22 protein-coding genes, 1 pseudogene and 1 other annotated feature are annotated in these 21,741 nt (G+C 51.5%); of the genes and pseudogenes, 13 read left to right on the plus strand and 10 right to left on the minus strand.

The genetic code is table 11. The annotated features are described in order from the left end of the window. Positions 1 to 43: 43 nt before the first annotated feature. The 5 genes from yidC to A7Z06_RS22440 all read right to left on the minus strand — a co-directional run bounded on the left by yidC (position 44) and on the right by A7Z06_RS22440 (position 2,740). Positions 44 to 1,690, minus strand: coding sequence for a membrane protein insertase YidC (gene yidC / locus A7Z06_RS11470; protein ID WP_000378289.1), 1,647 nt, complete (start codon positions 1,688 to 1,690; stop codon positions 44 to 46). A 2-nt stretch (positions 1,691 to 1,692) separates the two neighbouring features. Beyond that, the gene (yidD, locus tag A7Z06_RS11475) at positions 1,693 to 1,950 is read right to left on the minus strand and encodes a membrane protein insertion efficiency factor YidD (RefSeq protein ID WP_001307474.1); all 258 of its coding nucleotides are present in this window, start codon (positions 1,948 to 1,950) and stop codon (positions 1,693 to 1,695) included. Further along, entirely contained in the window at positions 1,914 to 2,273 is a 360-nt protein-coding gene (gene rnpA / locus A7Z06_RS11480; RefSeq protein WP_000239730.1) for a ribonuclease P protein component, read from the minus strand. Before rnpA ends, yidD begins: the two co-directional genes overlap by 37 nt. Positions 2,274 to 2,289: 16 nt before the next feature. Continuing rightward, a complete protein-coding gene (rpmH, locus tag A7Z06_RS11485) occupies positions 2,290 to 2,430 on the minus strand; it encodes a 50S ribosomal protein L34 (protein WP_000831330.1) in 141 nt (46 codons plus the stop codon). Between the two features lie 238 nt (positions 2,431 to 2,668). Then, entirely contained in the window at positions 2,669 to 2,740 is a 72-nt protein-coding gene (locus tag A7Z06_RS22440; protein ID WP_123056761.1) for a hypothetical protein, read from the minus strand. A 296-nt stretch (positions 2,741 to 3,036) separates the two neighbouring features. On the opposite strand from A7Z06_RS22440, the gene dnaA reads away from it, so the two are divergent. The 6 genes from dnaA (at position 3,037) to yidA (ending at position 10,617) form a co-directional block, all read left to right on the plus strand. Next, positions 3,037 to 4,437, plus strand: a complete 1,401-nt coding sequence (gene dnaA, locus A7Z06_RS11490; RefSeq protein WP_000059098.1) for a chromosomal replication initiator protein DnaA — start codon at positions 3,037 to 3,039, stop codon at positions 4,435 to 4,437. Positions 4,438 to 4,441: 4 nt separating this feature from the next. Continuing rightward, complete coding sequence (gene dnaN, locus A7Z06_RS11495; protein ID WP_000673456.1) at positions 4,442 to 5,542, plus strand: DNA polymerase III subunit beta; 1,101 nt, start codon at positions 4,442 to 4,444, stop codon at positions 5,540 to 5,542. Continuing rightward, entirely contained in the window at positions 5,542 to 6,615 is a 1,074-nt protein-coding gene (gene recF, locus A7Z06_RS11500) for a DNA replication/repair protein RecF (RefSeq protein ID WP_000060090.1), read from the plus strand. Before dnaN ends, recF begins: the two co-directional genes overlap by 1 nt. A 28-nt stretch (positions 6,616 to 6,643) precedes the next feature. Then, positions 6,644 to 9,058: a DNA topoisomerase (ATP-hydrolyzing) subunit B gene (gyrB, locus tag A7Z06_RS11505; protein ID WP_000072053.1), complete on the plus strand. Its 2,415-nt coding sequence runs from the start codon at positions 6,644 to 6,646 to the stop codon at positions 9,056 to 9,058. A gap of 233 nt (positions 9,059 to 9,291) precedes the next feature. After that, positions 9,292 to 9,690, plus strand: a complete 399-nt coding sequence (locus A7Z06_RS11510; RefSeq protein WP_000522198.1) for a YidB family protein — start codon at positions 9,292 to 9,294, stop codon at positions 9,688 to 9,690. Positions 9,691 to 9,804: 114 nt separating this feature from the next. Continuing rightward, positions 9,805 to 10,617, plus strand: a complete 813-nt coding sequence (gene yidA, locus A7Z06_RS11515) for a sugar-phosphatase (RefSeq protein ID WP_000985555.1) — start codon at positions 9,805 to 9,807, stop codon at positions 10,615 to 10,617. A 45-nt stretch (positions 10,618 to 10,662) separates the two neighbouring features. On the opposite strand, the gene A7Z06_RS11520 is transcribed toward yidA, so the two are convergent. Continuing rightward, positions 10,663 to 11,319: a YidX family protein gene (locus A7Z06_RS11520; protein ID WP_024212585.1), complete on the minus strand. Its 657-nt coding sequence runs from the start codon at positions 11,317 to 11,319 to the stop codon at positions 10,663 to 10,665. Between the two features lie 136 nt (positions 11,320 to 11,455). Here A7Z06_RS11520 and A7Z06_RS22055 point away from each other — a divergent pair. Next, positions 11,456 to 11,569, plus strand: a pseudogene (locus tag A7Z06_RS22055) (hypothetical protein); the annotation flags it as partial. On the opposite strand, the gene cbrA reads toward A7Z06_RS22055, so the two are convergent. Then, the gene (gene cbrA, locus A7Z06_RS11525; RefSeq protein WP_024165179.1) at positions 11,530 to 12,630 is read right to left on the minus strand and encodes a colicin M resistance lipid reductase CbrA; all 1,101 of its coding nucleotides are present in this window, start codon (positions 12,628 to 12,630) and stop codon (positions 11,530 to 11,532) included. The pseudogene A7Z06_RS22055 and the gene cbrA sit on opposite strands and share 40 nt — an antisense overlap. 100 nt (positions 12,631 to 12,730) lie before the next feature. On the opposite strand from cbrA, the gene A7Z06_RS11530 reads away from it, so the two are divergent. Next, positions 12,731 to 13,945, plus strand: a complete 1,215-nt coding sequence (locus tag A7Z06_RS11530; protein ID WP_010346786.1) for a DUF3748 domain-containing protein — start codon at positions 12,731 to 12,733, stop codon at positions 13,943 to 13,945. Here A7Z06_RS11530 and A7Z06_RS11535 read toward each other — a convergent pair whose 3' ends face one another. Next, the gene (locus tag A7Z06_RS11535; protein ID WP_064732606.1) at positions 13,946 to 14,278 is read right to left on the minus strand and encodes a YceK/YidQ family lipoprotein; all 333 of its coding nucleotides are present in this window, start codon (positions 14,276 to 14,278) and stop codon (positions 13,946 to 13,948) included. A 238-nt stretch (positions 14,279 to 14,516) separates the two neighbouring features. Further along, positions 14,517 to 14,589 (plus strand) — a sequence feature (ROSE (Repression Of Heat Shock gene Expression) occurs in the 5'-region of heat shock genes and acts as an RNA thermometer to modulate expression.). On the opposite strand from A7Z06_RS11535, the gene ibpA reads away from it, so the two are divergent. Both ibpA and ibpB read left to right on the plus strand, forming a co-directional pair. After that, positions 14,583 to 14,996 carry a small heat shock chaperone IbpA gene (gene ibpA, locus A7Z06_RS11540; protein WP_001243437.1) on the plus strand — a complete coding sequence of 138 codons (414 nt, stop codon included), beginning with the start codon at positions 14,583 to 14,585 and terminating at the stop codon, positions 14,994 to 14,996. Its footprint overlaps the feature before it by 7 nt. 111 nt (positions 14,997 to 15,107) lie before the next feature. After that, positions 15,108 to 15,536: a small heat shock chaperone IbpB gene (gene ibpB / locus A7Z06_RS11545; RefSeq protein WP_001243431.1), complete on the plus strand. Its 429-nt coding sequence runs from the start codon at positions 15,108 to 15,110 to the stop codon at positions 15,534 to 15,536. Between the two features lie 4 nt (positions 15,537 to 15,540). Here the strand turns inward: ibpB and A7Z06_RS21815 are convergent, their stop codons facing one another. After that, positions 15,541 to 15,690 carry a hypothetical protein gene (locus A7Z06_RS21815; RefSeq protein WP_024165178.1) on the minus strand — a complete coding sequence of 50 codons (150 nt, stop codon included), beginning with the start codon at positions 15,688 to 15,690 and terminating at the stop codon, positions 15,541 to 15,543. Positions 15,691 to 15,731: 41 nt separating this feature from the next. Here A7Z06_RS21815 and A7Z06_RS11550 point away from each other — a divergent pair, with 41 nt between their 5' ends. Beyond that, on the plus strand, positions 15,732 to 17,393 hold the full coding sequence (locus tag A7Z06_RS11550; RefSeq protein ID WP_024165177.1) for a putative transporter: 1,662 nt from the start codon (positions 15,732 to 15,734) through the stop codon (positions 17,391 to 17,393). Positions 17,394 to 17,467: 74 nt separating this feature from the next. Here A7Z06_RS11550 and A7Z06_RS11555 read toward each other — a convergent pair whose 3' ends face one another. Further along, a complete protein-coding gene (locus A7Z06_RS11555; protein ID WP_024212588.1) occupies positions 17,468 to 18,349 on the minus strand; it encodes a helix-turn-helix transcriptional regulator in 882 nt (293 codons plus the stop codon). Positions 18,350 to 18,515: 166 nt separating this feature from the next. Here A7Z06_RS11555 and A7Z06_RS11560 point away from each other — a divergent pair, with 166 nt between their 5' ends. Both A7Z06_RS11560 and A7Z06_RS11565 read left to right on the plus strand, forming a co-directional pair. Further along, positions 18,516 to 20,231, plus strand: coding sequence for a solute:sodium symporter family transporter (locus A7Z06_RS11560; RefSeq protein WP_001087188.1), 1,716 nt, complete (start codon positions 18,516 to 18,518; stop codon positions 20,229 to 20,231). Beyond that, positions 20,228 to 21,721, plus strand: coding sequence for a sulfatase-like hydrolase/transferase (locus A7Z06_RS11565; protein ID WP_000828493.1), 1,494 nt, complete (start codon positions 20,228 to 20,230; stop codon positions 21,719 to 21,721). Before A7Z06_RS11560 ends, A7Z06_RS11565 begins: the two co-directional genes overlap by 4 nt. The last annotated feature ends 20 nt before the right edge of the window (positions 21,722 to 21,741 follow it).

Genomic DNA, 21,741 nt, shown 5'->3' on the forward strand with positions numbered 1-21,741 from the left:
GGCGGTCAACTGACCGCCCTTATTTTAGCGAAAACTCACCGAATCAGGATTTTTTCTTCTCGCGGCTATGCAGGCCACGTTTTTCCAGACCACGGTAAATCAGCTGCTGCTGAATAATGGTTACCAGGTTGCTGACGATATAGTACAGCACCAGACCTGACGGGAACCACAGGAAGAACACGGTGAAGATAACCGGCATAAAGGTCATGATCTTCTGCTGCATCGGGTCGGTCACGGTGGTCGGCGACATCTTCTGAATGAAGAACATCGTTACGCCCATCAGGATCGGCAGGATGTAGTACGGGTCCTGTGCAGACAGGTCGTGGATCCACAATGCAAACGGTGCCTGACGCAGTTCAACGGAACCCATCAGCATGTAGTACAACGCCAGGAAGATTGGCATCTGGATCAGCAGCGGGAAGCAGCCGCCCAGCGGGTTAACCTTCTCAGCTTTGTACAGCGCCATCATTTCCTGACTGATACGCTGTTTGTCATCGCCCAGACGCTCACGCATAGCCTGAATCTTCGGCTGCAGCATACGCATCTTCGCCATGGAGGTGTACTGCGCTTTGGTCAGCGGGTACATGATGCCACGAACGATAAAGGTGATGATGATAATGGAGAAGCCCCAGTTACCCACAAAGCTATGGATCCATTTCAGCAGTTTGAACAGCGGCTGAGAGATGAACCACAACCAACCGTAATCAACGGTCAGATCCAGGTGCGGAGCAACAGCTGCCATTTTGTCCTGGATTTCCGGGCCAACCCACAGGGTGCTGTTCATCGCGCCAGTCTGACCAGGCTGAACCAGTACCGGCTGAGATTTATAGCCGATAGCGGCGATGCCGTTACCCAGATTAGCGGTATAGAAGTTGTTGGTACCGTCGTTATGCGGGATCCACGCCGTCGCGAAATACTGTTGCAGCATCGCCACCCAACCACCTTTCGAAGAGATGTTCAGGTTTTCGTTATCGGCAATGGTATCGAATTTGTATTTCTCGTACTTCTCATCAGGCGTGGAGTACGCCGCGCCACGGAAGGTGTGCAGTGCGAAGTTGCTGCTTCCGGTATCGAGATGCGGAGGCAGAGTGATGGATTGCTTCAACTGACCAAAGGTGGAGATTTCCAGCGGTTTCTCGCCAGCGTTCTGCACGTTGTAGTTGACGTTGACAGCGTAATCACCACGTTTCAGGACAAACGTTTTGGTAAACGTGTTGCCTGCCGCGTCGGTATACGTCATCGGCACCTGCAGTTCGTTTTGACCTTCAGCCAGCACATAAGCGTCTTTTTCAACGTTATACAGCGGACGCGGGCCGTTAGCCGGGTTATCCGGGCCATCACGACCGGTCAGACCGCTCTGTGCCTGATAAATAAACTGCGGTGAGGTTTCCAGCAGCTGGAACGGCTGGGTAGAGTTCAGTTCTTTCGGGTAAGCCGGCAGCAGGGCCTGCTCAACATCACCACCACGGGTGTTGATGGTCAGATCAAGCACGTCGGTTTTAACCGAAATCAGTTTCCCCTGGCCACTGGCCGGTACGCCCTGGTCGGCGGCGCTACCCGCTGCGGTGGTCGTTGTCTGCGTGGTCTGTTGAACCTGAGGTTGCGGGTTTTTATCCTGCTCCCAGGCTTGCCAGATCATGAAAGACACGAACAGCAAAGCGATGACTAAAAGATTGCGTTGCGAATCCATCGTTAGTGTTCTCTGGTATCAAATGGTCCGGGCGGGACGGGATCGTCACCACCAGGGTGTAAAGGGTGGCATTTTAATACGCGTTTCACCGTCAACCAACTGCCTTTTATCACTCCAAACCTGCGCAATGCCTCAATTCCGTAGCTTGAACAGGTTGGAGTGAAACGACAATGCGGCCCGAGTAGCGGACTAATCAGGCGTTGGTAGACCCGAATAAGGGCTATCAGGACCCGCGAGCCAGGCGACAGTGGCGGCGCCATAATTTTTCCAACGCTTCCGAGAGAGCACGGTTATCGAGGTCGGCAACCCCTTTTTTCGCCACCACCACGAAATCCATAGCCGGGAGTTCATGTTGGCGTAGACGGAAGCTTTCACGCGTCAGACGTTTAATCCGATTGCGTTCATGCGCTCGTCGAACGTTTTTCTTGGCGACTGTAAGACCGATACGGGGATGCCCCAGCGAATTCAGGCGGCCGAGGATGGTGATTTGCGGCGTGCCAGCCCGTTGTGGCTGCTGGAAGACGAATGTGAATTGACTGGGAGTTAACAAGCGTAACTCCCTGGGAAATGCGAGCTTAACCACTCAGGGGTTAGCTTTATTACTTAGAAACGGTCAGACGAGCACGGCCTTTAGCACGACGACGTGCCAGTACCTGACGACCATTTTTAGTAGCCATACGAGCACGGAAGCCGTGAGAACGGTTGCGCTTCAGTACAGACGGTTGAAAAGTGCGTTTCATGGCGATTTCTACCTAAACTTGAATAAATTCAATGGCTTTATTGGATATCCGTCCGAAAATCGAACGATGGACACCGAAGCCATGGGTGATTAAAGAGGCCGGATTGTAATAATTGTACACTCCGGAGTCAATTCTCTTTCCTTATTTACCGCGCTTTTCCGCACCTTTTCACAGGGAAAAAGTGCAACTGTATACCGGTGAAAACCAGCATTGCGCGCCGGGTGGAGGATTATACGGGCTACCAGGTAAAGCGCAAGGATCGCTCAGGATCTTTATTAGATCGATTAAGACTAATTTTGTTTATGGTCATTAAATTTTCCAATATGCGGCCTAAATCGTGCCCGCCTTGCGCCTGGATCGTTTACACTTAACGGGTTCTGGAAAGTCCTGTGGATAAATCGGGAAAATCTGTGAGAAACAGAAGATCTCTTGCGCAGTTTAGGCTATGATCCTCGGTCCCGATCGTTTTGCAGGATCTTGATCGGGCATATAACCGCAGACAGCGGTTCGTGCGTCACCCTCATGCAGGGTCTTTTCGACGTGCGTCAACAATCATGAATGTTTCAGCCTTAGTCATAATCGACTTTTGTTCGAGTGGAGTCCGCCGTGTCACTTTCGCTTTGGCAGCAGTGTCTTGCCCGATTGCAGGATGAGTTACCAGCCACAGAATTTAGTATGTGGATACGCCCATTGCAGGCGGAACTGAGCGATAACACGCTGGCCTTGTACGCGCCAAACCGTTTTGTCCTCGACTGGGTACGGGACAAGTACCTCAATAATATCAATGGACTGCTAACCAGTTTCTGCGGAGCGGATGCCCCACAGCTGCGTTTTGAAGTGGGCACAAAGCCCGTGACACAAACGCTGAAAGTCCCTGCCAGTAACACCGTTGCACCAGCTCAGGCCGCTCAGGTGCAACCGCAACGTGCTGCACCTGCGGCGCGCTCGGGTTGGGATAACGTTCCGGCTCCGGCAGAACCGACCTATCGTTCCAACGTTAACGTTAAACATACATTTGATAACTTCGTCGAAGGTAAATCTAACCAACTGGCGCGCGCGGCGGCTCGCCAGGTGGCAGACAACCCTGGCGGCGCCTATAACCCGCTGTTCCTTTATGGCGGCACGGGGCTGGGGAAAACTCACCTGCTCCATGCGGTGGGCAATGGCATTATGGCGCGCAAGCCCAATGCCAAAGTGGTTTATATGCACTCCGAACGTTTTGTGCAGGACATGGTAAAAGCTCTGCAAAACAACGCGATTGAAGAGTTTAAACGCTACTACCGTTCCGTAGATGCGCTGCTGATCGACGATATTCAGTTTTTTGCTAATAAAGAACGATCCCAGGAAGAGTTTTTCCACACCTTCAACGCCCTGCTTGAAGGTAATCAGCAGATCATTCTCACCTCGGATCGCTATCCGAAAGAGATCAACGGCGTTGAAGATCGTTTGAAATCCCGCTTTGGCTGGGGACTGACTGTGGCGATCGAACCGCCAGAGCTGGAAACCCGCGTGGCGATCCTGATGAAAAAGGCCGACGAAAACGACATTCGTTTGCCGGGCGAAGTGGCGTTCTTTATCGCCAAGCGTCTACGATCTAACGTGCGTGAGCTGGAAGGGGCACTGAACCGCGTCATTGCTAACGCTAACTTTACCGGACGGGCGATCACCATCGACTTCGTGCGTGAGGCGCTGCGCGACTTGCTGGCATTGCAGGAAAAACTGGTCACCATCGACAATATTCAGAAGACGGTGGCGGAGTACTACAAGATCAAAGTCGCGGATCTCCTTTCCAAGCGTCGATCTCGCTCGGTGGCGCGTCCGCGCCAGATGGCGATGGCGCTGGCGAAAGAGCTGACTAACCACAGTCTGCCAGAGATCGGCGATGCGTTTGGTGGTCGTGACCACACGACGGTGCTTCATGCTTGCCGTAAGATCGAGCAGTTGCGTGAAGAAAGCCATGATATCAAAGAAGATTTTTCAAATTTAATCAGAACATTGTCATCTTAATCCTATGAAATTTACCGTAGAACGTGAGCATTTATTAAAACCGCTACAACAGGTGAGCGGTCCGTTAGGTGGTCGTCCTACGCTACCGATTCTCGGTAATCTGCTGTTACAGGTTGCTGACGGTACGTTGTCGCTGACCGGTACTGATCTCGAGATGGAAATGGTGGCACGTGTTGCGCTGATTCAGCCGCACGAACCAGGGGCGACGACCGTTCCGGCGCGCAAATTCTTTGATATCTGCCGTGGTCTGCCTGAAGGCGCGGAAATTGCCGTGCAACTGGAAGGTGAGCGGATGCTGGTGCGCTCCGGGCGTAGCCGTTTTTCGCTGTCTACCCTACCAGCGGCGGATTTCCCGAACCTCGATGACTGGCAGAGCGAAGTCGAATTTACCCTGCCGCAGGCGACGATGAAGCGTCTGATTGAAGCGACCCAGTTTTCAATGGCGCATCAGGACGTTCGCTATTATTTAAACGGTATGTTGTTCGAAACCGAAGGCGAAGAACTGCGTACCGTGGCGACCGACGGTCACCGTCTGGCGGTCTGCTCAATGCCGATTGGTCAGTCTTTGCCAAGCCATTCGGTGATTGTGCCGCGTAAAGGCGTGATTGAACTAATGCGTATGCTCGACGGTGGCGACAATCCGCTGCGCGTGCAGATTGGCAGCAACAACATTCGCGCCCACGTTGGCGACTTTATCTTCACCTCCAAACTGGTGGACGGTCGCTTCCCGGATTACCGTCGAGTTCTGCCGAAGAACCCGGATAAACATCTGGAAGCTGGCTGTGATCTGCTCAAACAGGCGTTTGCTCGTGCGGCGATTCTCTCTAACGAGAAATTCCGTGGTGTGCGCCTGTATGTCAGTGAAAACCAGTTGAAAATTACCGCCAACAACCCGGAACAGGAAGAAGCGGAAGAGATCCTCGACGTCACCTATAGCGGTGCAGAAATGGAAATCGGCTTCAACGTTAGCTATGTGCTGGATGTTCTGAACGCGCTGAAATGCGAAAACGTGCGTATGATGCTGACCGATTCGGTTTCCAGCGTGCAGATTGAAGATGCCGCATCACAGTCGGCTGCCTATGTTGTCATGCCAATGAGACTGTAATGTCCCTCACCCGCTTGTTGATCCGCGATTTCCGCAATATCGAAAACGCGGATCTCGCTTTATCTCCTGGCTTTAACTTTCTGGTGGGTGCCAACGGCAGTGGCAAAACCAGCGTGCTGGAAGCCATCTATACGCTCGGTCACGGTCGGGCGTTTCGTAGTTTGCAGATTGGTCGCGTCATTCGCCATGAGCAGGAGGCGTTTATTCTTCACGGGCGATTACAGGGCGAAGAGCGTGAGACGGCAATTGGCTTAACCAAAGATAAACAGGGCGACAGCAAAGTCCGCATTGACGGTACTGACGGGCATAAAGTCGCGGAGCTGGCGCATCTGATGCCGATGCAACTGATAACGCCAGAAGGGTTTACTTTACTCAACGGCGGCCCGAAATACAGAAGAGCATTCCTCGACTGGGGATGCTTTCACAACGAACCTGGATTTTTCACCGCCTGGAGCAATCTCAAGCGTTTGCTCAAGCAGCGCAATGCGGCGCTGCGCCAGGTGACTCGTTACGAGCAGCTACGCCCGTGGGATAAAGAACTGATCCCGCTGGCGGAGCAAATCAGCACCTGGCGCGCCCAGTACAGCGCCGGTATCGCCGCCGATATGGCCGATACCTGTAAGCAATTTCTCCCGGAGTTTTCTCTGACTTTCTCTTTCCAGCGCGGCTGGGAGAAAGAGACAGAATATGCTGAGGTGCTGGAACGTAATTTTGAACGCGATCGCCAGCTAACCTACACCGCGCACGGCCCGCACAAAGCGGACTTACGCATTCGCGCCGACGGTGCGCCGGTGGAAGATACCTTATCGCGTGGGCAGCTAAAGCTGCTGATGTGCGCCTTACGTCTGGCGCAAGGAGAGTTCCTCACCCGTGAAAGCGGGCGGCGGTGTCTCTACCTGATAGATGATTTTGCCTCTGAGCTTGATGATGAGCGTCGCGGACTGCTTGCCAGTCGCTTAAAAGCGACGCAATCACAGGTCTTTGTCAGTGCGATAAGTGCTGAACACGTTATAGACATGTCGGACGAAAATTCGAAGATGTTTACCGTGGAAAAGGGTAAAATAACGGATTAACCCAAGTATAAATGAGCGAGAAACGTTGATGTCGAATTCTTATGACTCCTCCAGTATCAAAGTCCTGAAAGGGCTGGATGCGGTGCGTAAGCGCCCTGGTATGTATATCGGCGACACGGATGACGGCACCGGTCTGCACCACATGGTATTCGAGGTGGTAGATAACGCTATCGACGAAGCGCTCGCGGGTCACTGTAAAGAAATTATCGTCACCATTCACGCCGATAACTCTGTCTCTGTACAGGATGATGGGCGCGGCATTCCGACCGGTATTCACCCGGAAGAGGGCGTATCGGCGGCGGAAGTGATCATGACCGTCCTGCACGCGGGCGGTAAATTTGACGATAACTCCTATAAAGTGTCCGGCGGTCTGCACGGCGTTGGTGTTTCGGTAGTAAACGCCCTGTCGCAAAAACTGGAGCTGGTTATCCAGCGTGAAGGTAAAATTCACCGTCAGATCTACGAGCACGGCGTACCGCAGGCACCGCTGGCGGTTACCGGCGATACTGATAAAACCGGCACTATGGTTCGTTTCTGGCCAAGCCTCGAAACGTTCACCAATGTGACCGAGTTTGAATATGAAATTCTGGCGAAACGTCTGCGTGAGTTGTCGTTCCTCAACTCCGGCGTTTCCATTCGCCTGAAAGACAAACGTGATGGTAAAGAAGACCACTTCCACTATGAAGGCGGTATCAAGGCATTCGTTGAATATCTGAACAAGAACAAAACGCCAATCCACCCGAATATCTTCTACTTCTCCACCGAAAAAGACGGTATCGGTGTCGAAGTGGCATTGCAGTGGAACGATGGCTTCCAGGAAAACATCTACTGCTTTACTAACAACATTCCGCAGCGTGACGGCGGTACTCACCTGGCAGGCTTCCGTGCGGCGATGACCCGTACCCTGAACGCCTACATGGACAAAGAAGGCTACAGCAAAAAAGCCAAAGTCAGCGCCACCGGTGACGATGCGCGTGAAGGCCTGATTGCGGTCGTTTCCGTGAAAGTGCCGGATCCGAAATTTTCCTCCCAGACCAAAGACAAACTGGTTTCTTCTGAGGTGAAATCGGCGGTAGAACAGCAGATGAACGAACTGCTGGCAGAATACCTGCTGGAAAACCCAACCGACGCGAAAATCGTGGTCGGCAAAATCATTGATGCCGCTCGTGCGCGTGAAGCTGCGCGTCGCGCCCGTGAAATGACCCGTCGTAAAGGCGCGCTGGACTTAGCTGGCCTGCCGGGCAAACTGGCGGACTGTCAGGAGCGCGACCCGGCGCTTTCCGAACTGTACCTTGTGGAAGGGGACTCTGCGGGCGGCTCTGCGAAGCAGGGACGTAACCGCAAGAACCAGGCGATTCTGCCGCTGAAGGGTAAAATCCTCAACGTTGAGAAAGCCCGTTTCGATAAGATGCTTGCTTCCCAGGAAGTGGCGACGCTTATCACCGCACTTGGTTGTGGTATTGGTCGTGACGAATACAATCCGGACAAACTGCGTTATCACAGCATCATTATCATGACCGATGCGGACGTCGACGGCTCGCACATTCGTACATTGCTGTTGACCTTCTTCTATCGTCAGATGCCGGAAATCATCGAACGCGGTCATGTCTACATTGCTCAGCCGCCGCTGTACAAAGTGAAAAAAGGCAAGCAGGAGCAGTACATTAAAGACGATGAAGCGATGGATCAGTACCAAATTTCTATCGCTCTGGATGGTGCATCTTTGCATACCAACGCCAGTGCACCAGCTTTAGCTGGTGAAGCGTTAGAAAAACTGGTGTCGGAGTACAATGCGGCGCAGAAAATGATCGTTCGCATGGAACGTCGCTATCCGAAAGCAATGCTGAAAGAGCTTATCTATCAGCCGACGCTGACGGAAGCCGACCTCTCTGATGAGCAGACTGTTACCCGCTGGGTGAACGCGCTGGTCAGCGAACTGAACGACAAAGAACAGCACGGCAGCCAGTGGAAGTTTGATGTCCACACCAATGCCGAGAAAAACCTGTTCGAGCCGATTGTTCGCGTGCGTACCCACGGCGTGGATACTGACTATCCGCTGGATCACGAGTTTATCACCGGCGGCGAATATCGTCGTATCTGCACGCTGGGCGAGAAACTGCGCGGTCTGCTGGAAGATGATGCGTTTATCGAACGTGGCGAGCGTCGTCAGCCGGTAGCCAGCTTCGAGCAGGCGCTGGACTGGCTGGTGAAAGAGTCCCGTCGCGGCCTCTCCATCCAGCGTTATAAAGGTCTGGGCGAGATGAACCCGGAACAGTTGTGGGAAACTACAATGGATCCGGAAAGCCGCCGTATGCTGCGCGTTACCGTTAAAGATGCGATTGCCGCCGACCAATTGTTCACCACGCTGATGGGCGACGCCGTAGAACCGCGCCGTGCGTTTATCGAAGAAAACGCCCTGAAAGCGGCGAATATCGATATTTAAAATGCGAGCGTGCCTGATGCGCTACGCTTATCAAGCCTACGAAACTTCTGCAATATATTGAATTTGCAATGTTTTGTGGGCCGGGTAAGGCGTTCATGCCGCATCCGGCAAGAAGCTATAAGTAATAAAAGGGCGGAGATGATCTCCGCTCTTTTTATTTCTGCAATCCGCAATTATCATCCCGCAGAACTATACTTTTTGAGTCAACACGTAACGCTTTACAGGTGAATATCATGGGGCTTTTTGATGAAGTTGTCGGTGCCTTTCTGAAAGGCGATGCGGGAAAATATCAGGCGATTTTAAGTTGGGTTGAGGAGCAGGGGGGCATCCAGGTGCTGCTGGAAAAACTGCAAAGTGGCGGTTTAGGTGCCATTCTCTCAACCTGGTTGAGTAATCAACAGGGCAATCAGCCGGTGAGCGGCGAGCAACTGGAGTCGGCGCTCGGCACAAACGCGGTGTCCGATCTCGGGCAAAAACTCGGCGTAGATACCCGTGCTGCTTCCAGCTTACTGGCGGAACAATTGCCGAAGATTATTGATGCTCTTTCACCGCAGGGTGAAGTGTCACCACAAGCCAATAACGATCTGCTTTCCGCAGGCATGGAGTTGCTGAAAGGGAAACTCTTCCGCTAAGCAAAAGGGGAGCACGCAACACGCGTTGCATCCCCCTTTTCCCTCGGGTGTTGTACTGATTTTTGAGCGGAATCGCGTTAGCATGAGTCAGGAACCAATCTACCTGGGGAACTCATGGCTATCAAACTCATTGCTATCGATATGGATGGCACCCTTCTGCTGCCCGATCACACCATTTCACCCGCCGTTAAAAATGCGATTGCCGCAGCTCGCGCCCGTGGCGTGAATGTCGTACTGACGACGGGGCGCCCTTATGCAGGCGTTCACAACTACCTGAAAGAACTGCATATGGAACAGCCGGGCGACTACTGCATTACTTACAATGGCGCGCTGGTGCAGAAAGCCGCTGATGGTAGCACCGTGGCGCAAACAGCCCTGAGCTATGATGACTACCGTTTCCTGGAAAAACTCTCTCGTGAAGTCGGTTCCCATTTCCACGCGCTGGATCGCACCACGCTGTACACCGCCAACCGTGACATCAGCTATTACACGGTGCACGAATCATTTGTTGCCACCATTCCGCTGGTGTTCTGCGAGGCGGAGAAAATGAACCCTGACACCCAGTTCCTGAAAGTGATGATGATTGATGAACCCGCCATCCTCGACCAGGCCATCGCGCGCATTCCGCAGGAAGTAAAAGAGAAATACACCGTGCTGAAAAGTGCGCCGTACTTCCTCGAAATCCTCGATAAACGCGTCAATAAAGGCACTGGCGTGAAATCGCTGGCGGAAGTGCTTGGCATTAAACCGGAAGAAATTATGGCGATTGGCGATCAGGAAAACGACATCGCAATGATTGAATATGCAGGCGTCGGTGTGGCGATGGATAACGCTATACCTTCGGTGAAAGAAGTGGCGAACTTTGTCACCAAATCCAACCTTGAAGATGGCGTGGCGTTTGCAATCGAAAAGTATGTGCTGAATTAATCTGTGGGCGGGCAAACAGCATAAACGCGTTTGCCCGCTTACTGATTATTGGTTTACTGCATATACAACCAGAAATTGCAGCGGTGCAGTAATGATGTCCAGCGTAACAGTCACTGGCAGTAATGCTGCGGAAACACCATCCGGAATGCCTCTGGGTGAATAGTATTCATAAAATCGCACTTTAAATGGATGGTAGAACGCCATCACCTTTGAGTAATCCATGTTTTTATTTTTCTCATGGATTGTGCCTTTTAGGTTTTCCAGTGACCTGGTACAGTGTTGAACACCACAGGCAAAATCATAATGCGTTGCCAGTGCCTTTTCTTCTTCGTTATTCCAGTAGTAGTAAAGCGATATTGTGCCGGTAAATTTCTTTTTCCCCGCATTTAAAACAAATCTTGCGTCATCAGCAACCTGAATATTGTGCCGGTTAAGTGCTGGATCATTGAGCATCTTAACGATGTCATCGGCACCATCAGTGATAAGGTAATCCAGCGATTCCCCTACAAAAACATAGCCTTTTGTTCCATTACTATCCTTTGCCTGCGATAGCCCCGTGATGGTGTCTGACTGCGATTGATACTTTCCTGAAGTACCCTTTGCGGTATGGGAAACCAGGGCATACGAGATACAGCCCGAAAGCATCAGCGCCAGTGGGAATAAACCGGCAGCCTTAAAAAATCCCTTAAAATTCAAATTCATGATTAATCCTTTAAACAAGATCGCTAAGCCGTTGAAAGCATACTCTTCTTTCCCTCCTGTTTAGCGCCTGATCTCCCTTTTCAGATTTCTGCCCGATATAAGACCTTTTCTTATGAGGTGTTTTTTTGTGGACTAATATCTGTTGCAAGGCTATGGCTTCGCCCCGGCACTGGTTTATATCTCCGCCGTCGCGTTGATTGGCGCGCTCTCTTACATCCTGCTGGTGGGCGATGTGAAGCGCGTTGGATAATCTTTCAACTGTGGAATATGCGCCACACCACTGCGCATAATCCACTTTCTTAAGGCAGGTGCAGTCAAGCATCGGCTTTTTACTATCTTGCCGAAGAGTTTTAAACGCAGTTTGCGGGTGGCGCGCCAGTAAGCGGCATTGAGCTTCTCTGGCTGCTTCAGTAACACCGAACGCAGAATCTCTGCGCTATCCAGCGCATAGCTAATCCCTTCCAGAGAACTGGCGCTGATAAATCCCGCCGCTTCACCAATCAGAAAGGCGTTGTCCTTACCGCAGACAAAATCCTGCCAGCGTGAGGGAAACAGCACCGTGCATTTTTCACTTTTCACCGCCTTACCAAACTGGAACTGAAAGGCGCTCATTTTCTCTTTCAGCGTCGTGAAACGCGTCTGACCGTCTTTCATCGGATAGGCACCGCCAAAGATAAAATAACCGTCTTTGCTGATACTCCATGAATAACAGTCGGTTATCGCATTATCAAAGATGCAGGAGTAGAACGGCACCGGATGCTTCTCTGCGAACCACTGCTGGATAGCGACATATTTACGAATCTGATGATCCGGATAAAGATGTCGCCGCACCATCGAGTTTGCGCCATCGGCACCCACCAGATAACGGGCGGTAATATGCTGCTCCCAGCCGTCTGCACGAAAAATGACATGCCATTTATCATCCTCACGCCAGATTTTTCGACACAGGCTGTCGTGGTAAACCTCAACGCTGGCGGGGATCAGCGACTTCATCCACAAGTCGAAGGCATGGCGATTAATATTGATATAGCTCCGCTGGTAGTTACGCGTGAGCGATGCGGCGACGTCGACGGTTTTGACGCTGAAAATCTGCGGATTGGCGATTACATCGACAGGAAGCGTCAGTCCATCGCGAATAAAAGAACGCTGCGCGTCCGGTGCCAGCAGACCACCACAAGGCTTGCTGAAACCTTCAGTACCGCACTGGTGCTTTTTATCCAGCGCGATCACCTGCATTTTGCCTGCTAACTGCCGCGCCAACGCCGACCCCGCCGGGCCGAGGCCAATAATCGCCACGTCGAAATGTTCCATCTTTTTACTCACATTCATCACGATGGCAAAAGACTATTGTCTGAAAGTGAAGTCCTTGTGAAGTATGATGGCGGGAAACGTTTTGTATCAGGATCACGCCATGAAACAACTCACCAACGCTTCACGAAATCACCTGCTCACCAATACCAATACCTGGACACCCGACAGCCAGTGGCTGGTGTTTGATGTGCGTCCTTCTGGCGCGTCGTTTACCGGCGAGACCATTGAGCGCGTGAATATCCATACCGGCGAGGTCGAGGTTATCTACCGGGCGTCACAGGGCGCACACGTCGGCGTGGTGACCGTTCATCCGAAGTCAGAGAAATATGTCTTCATCCACGGACCTGAAAATCCTGATGAAACATGGCATTACGATTTCCATCACCGCCGTGGCGTGATTGTTGAAAGTGGAAAGGTGAGTAATCTCGATGCAATGGATATTACCGTTCCGTACACCCCAGGGGCGCTACGCGGCGGCAGCCATGTGCATGTTTTTAGCCCGAACGGTGAAATGGTGAGTTTTACCTATAACGACCATGTAATGCATGAACTCGATTCGGCGCTGGATTTGCGAAACGTCGGGGTTGCCGTACCGTTTGGCCCGGTCAACGTACAAAAGCAGCATCCGCGTGAATACAGCGGTAGCCACTGGTGCGTGCTGGTGAGTAAAACTACGCCCGCGCCGCAGCCTGGCAGTGATGAAATCAATCGCGCTTATGAAGAGGGATGGGTAGGAAATCACGCGCTGGCGTTTATTGGCGACACGCTTTCGCCAAAGGGCGAGAAAGTACCGGAGCTGTTTATCGTTGAGTTACCGCAAGATGAAGCTGGCTGGAAAGCAGCTGGTGGTGCGCCGTTAAGCGGAACGGAAACAACCCTGCCCGCGCCGCCGCGTGGCGTCGTGCAGCGACGTTTAACCTTTACACACCATCGGACTTATCCGGGGTTAGTCAACGTCCCGCGCCACTGGGTGCGCTGTAATCCACAGGGTACGCAAATCGCGTTTTTAATGCGTGATGATAACGGCATTGTGCAACTGTGGCTTATCTCGCCACAGGGAGGCGAGCCGCGCCAGTTAACCCATAACAAAACGGATATCCAGTCTGCATTTAACTGGCATCCATCAGGAGAGTGGCTGGGAGTTGTGCTGGATAACCGCATTGCCTGCGTACATGCGCAAAGCGGTGAAGTTGAGTATTTAACTGATAATCACGCCAACCCACCTTCGGCAGACGCCGTGGTCTTCTCGCCGGACGGTAAATGGCTGGCGTGGATGGAAGCAGGTCAGCTGTGGATCACCGAAACGGGTCGCTAGTCAGTTCGCTGGCATTCTGGCTGGTGGAATAACGGCATTGATGGCTTGCGCGTCGGCTTCGCTTTTTTCCACGCGCGAGCGCACCGAACTGTCTTTGCGGAACGCATCCCACGGCAGCAAAAGTGTGTCCATGACTGCGGTAAATGGCATATCGAGAATCGCCAGCGATTTGGTTCCCCAGTTTGTTGTGTCATCGCCAATCATGGTGACACTGGCGCGGGTGCCGGGATACGTTCCCTCCTTACCTCCGGTATGGGACATTACGCTGGAGCATCCTCCGAGTAATGTCATTCCGCTGCATATCATGGACGCTAACAACACATTTCTTATCATAATAAATTCATCTGTTAATCGTGGGTGTTGGCATGATGTGTTATAGCGATCCCTTGCCGAAAATAACATCATCATCATGTCGCACTGTGGCGGCTATCGCACTTTAACGTTTCGTGCTGTCCTCCAGTCTATGCAATAGACCACAAACTGCAAAAAAAAGTCCGTTGGAAAGGCTTGAAAAGTGCATATCCAGACCCATTTTTATACCGTAGCTGATGAGAACGCGCCTGATGGGTGTTCTGGCTACCCGACCTGTCCATTGTGGAAGGTCTTATATTCTCGCTGATTTCAGGAGCTATTGATTATGCGTAACTTTGATTTATCCCCGCTTTATCGTTCTGCTATTGGATTTGACCGTTTGTTTAACCACTTAGAAAACAACCAGAGCCAGAGTAATGGTGGCTACCCTCCGTATAACGTTGAGCTGGTAGACGAAAACCATTACCGCATTGCTATCGCTGTCGCGGGGTTTGCTGAGAGTGAACTGGAAATTACCGCCCAGGACAATCTGTTGGTGGTGAAAGGTGCCCATGCTGACGAACAAAAAGAGCGCACCTATCTGTACCAGGGCATCGCAGAACGCAACTTCGAACGCAAATTCCAGTTAGCTGAGAACATTCATGTTCGTGGCGCTAACCTGGTGAATGGTTTGCTGTATATCGATCTTGAACGCGTGATTCCGGAAGCGAAAAAACCGCGCCGTATCGAAATCAACTAATTCCCTAAGGCCGCCAGGCGCGGCCTGACATTTCCATGCTCGCCGTCAGGGAGCATATGCGAATCTTCGGATTTGCAGGTACTTACTCGCTTCTTAGAAGGAGAAATGACTATGCGTAACTTCGATTTATCCCCACTGATGCGTCAATGGATCGGTTTTGACAAACTGGCTAACGCATTGCAAAACGCCGGTGAAAGCCAGAGCTTCCCGCCGTACAACATTGAGAAAAGCGACGATAACCACTACCGCATTACCCTGGCGTTGGCTGGTTTCCGTCAGGAAGATTTAGAGATTCAACTGGAAGGTACGCGCCTGAGCGTAAAAGGCACGCCTGAGCAGCCAAAAGAAGAGAAAAAATGGTTGCATCAAGGGCTTATGAATCAGCCATTTAGTCTGAGCTTTACGCTGGCTGAAAATATGGAAGTCTCTGGCGCAACCTTCGTTAATGGTTTGCTGCATATTGATTTAATTCGTAATGAGCCTGAACCCATCGCTGCGCAGCGTATCGCTATCAGCGAACGTCCCGCGTTAAATAGCTAATTAGCTATTCTTTTTGCCCCGCCAGCCTGGTGGGGCTTTTTTTATCAACCATCTTCAACTCTGTATTAATTTTCGTCAGGTTAAGATGTTCCGGCACTCTCTTTCCCGTGATAATGTGCGCCATAAGGCAAATCTGCTTCACCGATTCAGCCATAATCCCTGGTAATTAAAATGTTATTTCAAGAGAAATGGACGATGAGTGATATAGCATTAACAGTCAGTATTCTGGCTTTGGTGGCGGTCGTCGGTTTGTTTATCGGCAACGTCAAGTTTCGCGGCATAGGATTAGGCATTGGCGGCGTGCTGTTTGGTGGGATCATCGTCGGCCATTTCGTTTCTCAGGCTGGGATGACATTAAGTAGCGATATGCTGCATGTTATCCAGGAATTTGGCCTGATCCTGTTTGTTTATACCATCGGGATTCAGGTGGGGCCGGGCTTCTTTGCCTCATTGCGCGTCTCCGGGTTACGCCTCAACTTGTTTGCTGTTCTGATAGTCATTATCGGCGGTCTGGTTACCGCAATCTTGCATAAACTTTTCGATATTCCACTGCCTGTGGTGCTGGGGATTTTCTCTGGCGCGGTCACCAATACGCCAGCATTGGGGGCAGGTCAGCAAATCTTACGCGACCTCGGCACACCGATGGAGATGGTCGATCAGATGGGGATGAGTTACGCGATGGCGTATCCATTCGGCATTTGTGGGATTTTGTTCACCATGTGGATGCTGCGGGTTATTTTCCGCGTCAATGTTGAGACTGAGGCCCAGCAGCACGAGTCCACGCGAACCAACGGCGGTGCGCTAATCAGGACGATTAACATCCGTGTTGAAAACCCTAATTTGCATAATTTAGCCATTAAAGATGTGCCAATTCTTAATGGCGATAAAGTTATCTGCTCACGATTGAAACGAGAAGAAACCCTAAAAGTACCTTCGCCAGATACCATTATCCAACTTGGCGATTTGCTGCATCTGGTGGGACAGCCTGCGGATTTGCATAATGCACAGTTGGTGATTGGTCAGGAGGTGGATACTTCGCTATCAACGAAAGGCACCGATTTGCGCGTCGAACGCGTGGTGGTCACCAATGAAAATGTGCTCGGTAAACGTATTCGCGACCTGCACTTTAAAGAACGCTATGACGTTGTTATCTCGCGCCTGAACCGTGCCGGGGTTGAACTGGTCGCCAGTGGCGATATTAGCCTGCAATTTGGCGATATCCTCAACCTGGTGGGGCGGCCTTCTGCTATTGATGCCGTTGCCAATGTATTAGGTAATGCGCAGCAAAAACTGCAACAGGTTCAGATGTTACCGGTGTTTATTGGTATCGGTCTTGGCGTGTTGTTAGGCTCCATTCCCGTGTTTGTGCCTGGATTCCCGGCGGCATTGAAGCTGGGGCTGGCGGGGGGGCCGCTGATTATGGCGCTGATCCTTGGGCGTATTGGCAGTATCGGCAAGCTGTACTGGTTTATGCCACCAAGCGCCAACCTCGCGCTGCGGGAGCTGGGGATCGTACTGTTCCTCTCGGTAGTGGGTCTGAAATCCGGTGGGAATTTTGTCGATACCCTGGTCAATGGCGAAGGACTAAGCTGGATTGGTTATGGTGCCCTGATCACCGCTGTTCCGCTGATTACAGTCGGCATTCTGGCGCGGATGTTAGCCAAAATGAATTATCTCTCGATGTGCGGGATGTTGGCTGGTTCTATGACCGATCCTCCGGCGCTGGCGTTTGCCAATAATCTTCATCCTACCAGCGGTGCGGCGGCGCTCTCTTACGCCACGGTCTATCCGTTAGTCATGTTCCTGCGTATTATCACCCCCCAATTACTGGCGGTGCTCTTCTGGAGTATCGGTTAACTCTTTTCCGGGTGGAGTCGCCGTAAATGGCACTCCACCTGGTATTTCTGAACATCATCGAGTCATTTACACTCTCACCATTTTGGTTGTGACTGGTTTGTATTCTTCAGTACGGCTGACGGTGCATAACCAAATTTATGCTTAAAGGCTTTGCTAAAATGAAAGGAGTCGAAGAAGTTGAGTGTATCAGCGACTTCGCCAACCGAGTTCCCTTCTTGCTTTAAGAGTGAGAGCGCCAGATCCAGACGCGCATCAAGGTAATATTCTTTCGGTGTCTTACCGGTGTAACGTAAAAACAGGCGACGCAACCAGGTCTCGCTACAGGGGATGGTGGCGGCCATATCGGCAACACTCCAGCGTTGTTGCAGGCTGGCATGTAAAGTGGCAATTAATTTTTCAATTTGCCGCCGTTGCGGATCTTTTTTGCCGTCCGCGTACATAAGACAAATCCACTGATAAATAATTTTCGTCAGAAAAGCGACCGCCAGATTATTTTTTATTGTTTCTGGTGAAGTAATTAACTCAGCAACTTCGGTGAGTTCCTGATTATAAAATTCGCCATTATAAATAATGCTCTGCTGGCCGACGGGAATATCCATCATGCTGGTGGGGGTAAATTCCATCCAGTACTGTTCCCAGACTAAACCTTCACAGTGATAAGAGTGAATATCCATCGGCTTTAAAAATATAATACAGTTGCCATGCAGTGTTATTTGCTCACCATTCTTTAAAAGAATTTTTCCACATCCTTGCACGGTATACACCGCCACCCAGGAGTTGGCGATAAGCGGTTTCTTCTTGTCTCGCGGCCAGATTACGCGGTAATGCTCATCGGCATAGGTGTGCCAGAGTGAGATTAGAGAAATTCCGCTGGAGATCACATTTTCGTTAATCAATAAGGGAATATTGTATGGAGTATCGTTTTTTACATCCGAACTTTGCAATTTTCCATTCATTTTAATATCCCTCCGGCGAATTATGCTCACAACCTGAACTTAACAGAAAACAATCCGTTCAGGGATATGACGTTTGTATTTTAAGAATCTGACTGCCTGACCCGACGCATTTTACCTCTCCCTATATTCATGCGTCCGGGACATAAACATAAATAAGGGCTATGAGATGAATTCGTTACAAATCTTGAGTTTTGTCGGTTTTACGCTGCTGGTGGCGGTTATCACCTGGTGGAAAGTTCGTAAAACGGATACCGGATCGCAACAAGGCTATTTTCTTGCAGGGCGATCGCTAAAAGCACCGGTTATTGCCGCTTCGTTAATGTTAACCAACCTTTCCACGGAACAACTGGTCGGCCTTTCCGGGCAAGCCTACAAAAGCGGCATGTCGGTGATGGGTTGGGAAGTCACTTCTGCGGTGACGCTGCTCTTCCTCGCGCTGATCTTTTTGCCACGCTACCTGAAACGCGGCATTGCTACCATCCCCGATTTCCTTGAGGAGCGTTATGATAAAACTACGCGCATTATCATCGACTTCTGTTTCCTCATTGCCACCGGCGTCTGCTTTCTGCCGATTGTTCTCTACTCCGGCGCGTTGGCGCTCAACAGCCTGTTTCACGTGGGTGAATCGCTACAACTTTCCGATGGCGCGGCTATCTGGTTACTGGTGATTTTGCTCGGTCTGGCGGGGATTCTGTATGCGGTGATTGGTGGGCTGCGCGCAATGGCGGTGGCGGACTCCATCAACGGTATTGGGCTGGTTATCGGCGGTTTGATGGTGCCAGTATTCGGCCTGATCGCGATGGGTAAGGGCAGCTTTTTGCAAGGTATTGAACAACTCACCACCGTTCACGCCGAGAAATTAAACTCAGTAGGCGGCCCGACCGATCCTTTGCCGATAGGTGCCGCATTTACCGGTTTGATTCTGGTAAATACCTTTTACTGGTGTACTAATCAGGGCATCGTGCAACGCACGCTGGCGTCAAAAAGCCTGGCGGAAGGGCAAAAGGGGGCGCTGTTAACGGCGGTGCTGAAAATGCTCGACCCGCTGGTACTGGTGCTGCCAGGGTTGATTGCGTTTCATCTGTATCAGGATCTACCGAAAGCCGACATGGCCTACCCGACGCTGGTCAATAACGTTCTGCCAGTGCCACTGGTGGGTTTCTTCGGCGCGGTGTTATTTGGTGCGGTGATCAGTACCTTCAACGGCTTTCTGAATAGCGCCAGTACGTTATTCAGTATGGGTATTTACCGGCGCATCATTAACCAGAATGCCGAGCCGCAGCAGCTGGTCACCGTCGGGCGCAAATTTGGTTTCTTTATCGCCATCGTTTCGGTGCTGGTCGCGCCGTGGATCGCCAACGCGCCGCAGGGGCTGTATAGCTGGATGAAACAGCTCAACGGTATTTACAACGTGCCGCTGGTTACCATCATCATTATGGGCTTTTTCTTCCCGCGCATTCCGGCGCTGGCGGCAAAAGTGGCGATGGGGATTGGCATAATCAGCTACATCACCATCAACTATCTGGTGAAGTTCGACTTCCATTTCCTCTATGTGCTGGCCTGTACGTTCTGCATCAACGTGGTCGTGATGCTGGTGATCGGTTTTATCAAACCGCGCGCCACGCCGTTCACCTTCAAAGATGCGTTTGCGGTGGACATGAAACCGTGGAAAAACGTCAAGATCGCGTCAATTGGCATCCTGTTCGCGATGATTGGCGTCTATGCCGGGCTGGCTGAATTCGGCGGCTACGGTACGCGCTGGTTAGCGATGATCAGTTATTTCATTGCCGCCGTAGTGATTGTCTACCTGATTTTTGACAGCTGGCGGCATCGTCACGACCCAGCCGTAACCTTTACTCCCGACGCGAAGGATAGCCTATGAAACGCCCCAATTTTCTGTTCATCATGACCGATACCCAGGCCACCAATATGGTCGGTTGCTATAGCGGTAAGCCGCTGAATACGCAAAATATTGATAGTCTGGCGGCGGAAGGTATTCGCTTTAATTCCGCCTACACCTGTTCACCGGTTTGTACACCGGCGCGCGCCGGGCTGTTTACCGGTATCTACGCTAACCAGTCCGGGCCGTGGACCAACAACGTCGCGCCGGGTAAAAACATCTCCACTATGGGACGCTACTTTAAGGATGCGGGCTATCACACCTGTTACATTGGCAAATGGCATCTCGACGGTCATGACTATTTCGGCACTGGCGAGTGTCCGCCGGAGTGGGACGCTGATTACTGGTTCGATGGGGCGAACTACCTTAGCGAACTGACGGAAAAAGAGATCAGCCTGTGGCGCAATGGCCTAAACAGCGTTGAGGATTTACAGGCGAACCATATCGACGAAACCTTCACCTGGGCGCACCGCATCAGCAATCGGGCGGTAGATTTTCTGCAACAGCCCGCGCGCGCCGAGGAACCCTTCCTGATGGTGGTTTCGTATGATGAGCCGCATCACCCGTTCACCTGTCCGGTGGAGTATTTAGAGAAATACGCTGATTTTTACTACGAACTTGGCGAGAAATCACAGGATGACCTGGCGAACAAACCGGAACATCACCGCTTATGGGCGCAGGCGATGCCATCGCCAGTCGGTGATGACGGGCTTTATCACCATCCGCTCTATTTTGCCTGCAATGACTTTGTTGATGACCAAATCGGACGAGTCATCAATGCCTTAACGCCAGAACAACGTGAAAATACGTGGGTCATTTATACCTCCGATCACGGTGAAATGATGGGCGCACATAAGCTCATTAGCAAAGGCGCGGCGATGTATGACGACATTACTCGCATCCCGCTGATTATCCGCTCGCCACAAGGAGAGTCGCGACAGGTTGATATGCCAGTCAGCCATATTGATTTACTACCGACAATGATGGCGCTGGCGGATATTGAAAAACCTGACATATTGCCAGGGGAAAATATCCTCACAGCGAAAGAGCCACGCGGCGTGATGGTGGAATTTAACCGCTACGAGATTGAGCATGACAGCTTTGGCGGCTTTATTCCGGTGCGTTGCTGGGTGACGGATGACTTTAAACTGGTGCTCAACCTCTTCACCAGTGATGAACTTTACGATCGCCGTAATGACCCAAATGAAATGCATAACCTGATCGATGATATTCGTTTTGCCGACGTTCGCAGCAAAATGCATGACGCCTTATTGGGTTACATGGACAAAATTCGCGATCCGTTCCGCAGTTACCAATGGAGCCTCCGTCCGTGGCGCAAAGATGCGCAACCGCGCTGGATGGGGGCGTTCCGCCCTCGCCCACAGGATGGTTATTCTCCAGTGGTACGCGACTATGACACCGGTTTACCGACGCAAGGGGTGAAAGTCGAGGATAAAAAACAGAAGTTCTGACGATGATGCCCGCTGGCGGA

The sequence above is a fragment of the Escherichia sp. MOD1-EC6819 genome (assembly GCF_002965765.1).
Taxonomy (GTDB): domain Bacteria; phylum Pseudomonadota; class Gammaproteobacteria; order Enterobacterales; family Enterobacteriaceae; genus Escherichia; species Escherichia ruysiae.

Excerpts from the sequence above, each read along its gene's own strand:
- A7Z06_RS11555 (WP_024212588.1), bottom strand. The coding sequence starts at position 18,349 with ATGAATGGAAAATTGCAAAGTTCGGATGTAAAAAACGATACTCCATAC.
- dnaN (WP_000673456.1), top strand. The coding sequence starts at position 4,442 with ATGAAATTTACCGTAGAACGTGAGCATTTATTAAAACCGCTACAACAG.
- A7Z06_RS21815 (WP_024165178.1), bottom strand. The coding sequence starts at position 15,690 with ATGGCTGAATCGGTGAAGCAGATTTGCCTTATGGCGCACATTATCACG.
- yidC (WP_000378289.1), bottom strand. The coding sequence starts at position 1,690 with ATGGATTCGCAACGCAATCTTTTAGTCATCGCTTTGCTGTTCGTGTCT.
- yidD (WP_001307474.1), bottom strand. The coding sequence starts at position 1,950 with ATGGCGCCGCCACTGTCGCCTGGCTCGCGGGTCCTGATAGCCCTTATT.
- cbrA (WP_024165179.1), bottom strand. The coding sequence starts at position 12,630 with ATGGAACATTTCGACGTGGCGATTATTGGCCTCGGCCCGGCGGGGTCG.
- A7Z06_RS11530 (WP_010346786.1), top strand. The coding sequence starts at position 12,731 with ATGAAACAACTCACCAACGCTTCACGAAATCACCTGCTCACCAATACC.
- ibpB (WP_001243431.1), top strand. The coding sequence starts at position 15,108 with ATGCGTAACTTCGATTTATCCCCACTGATGCGTCAATGGATCGGTTTT.
- A7Z06_RS11560 (WP_001087188.1), top strand. The coding sequence starts at position 18,516 with ATGAATTCGTTACAAATCTTGAGTTTTGTCGGTTTTACGCTGCTGGTG.
- A7Z06_RS11535 (WP_064732606.1), bottom strand. The coding sequence starts at position 14,278 with ATGATAAGAAATGTGTTGTTAGCGTCCATGATATGCAGCGGAATGACA.
- A7Z06_RS11520 (WP_024212585.1), bottom strand. The coding sequence starts at position 11,319 with ATGAATTTGAATTTTAAGGGATTTTTTAAGGCTGCCGGTTTATTCCCA.
- A7Z06_RS11565 (WP_000828493.1), top strand. The coding sequence starts at position 20,228 with ATGAAACGCCCCAATTTTCTGTTCATCATGACCGATACCCAGGCCACC.
- recF (WP_000060090.1), top strand. The coding sequence starts at position 5,542 with ATGTCCCTCACCCGCTTGTTGATCCGCGATTTCCGCAATATCGAAAAC.
- A7Z06_RS11510 (WP_000522198.1), top strand. The coding sequence starts at position 9,292 with ATGGGGCTTTTTGATGAAGTTGTCGGTGCCTTTCTGAAAGGCGATGCG.
- ibpA (WP_001243437.1), top strand. The coding sequence starts at position 14,583 with ATGCGTAACTTTGATTTATCCCCGCTTTATCGTTCTGCTATTGGATTT.
- rpmH (WP_000831330.1), bottom strand. The coding sequence starts at position 2,430 with ATGAAACGCACTTTTCAACCGTCTGTACTGAAGCGCAACCGTTCTCAC.
- A7Z06_RS11550 (WP_024165177.1), top strand. The coding sequence starts at position 15,732 with ATGAGTGATATAGCATTAACAGTCAGTATTCTGGCTTTGGTGGCGGTC.
- yidA (WP_000985555.1), top strand. The coding sequence starts at position 9,805 with ATGGCTATCAAACTCATTGCTATCGATATGGATGGCACCCTTCTGCTG.
- gyrB (WP_000072053.1), top strand. The coding sequence starts at position 6,644 with ATGTCGAATTCTTATGACTCCTCCAGTATCAAAGTCCTGAAAGGGCTG.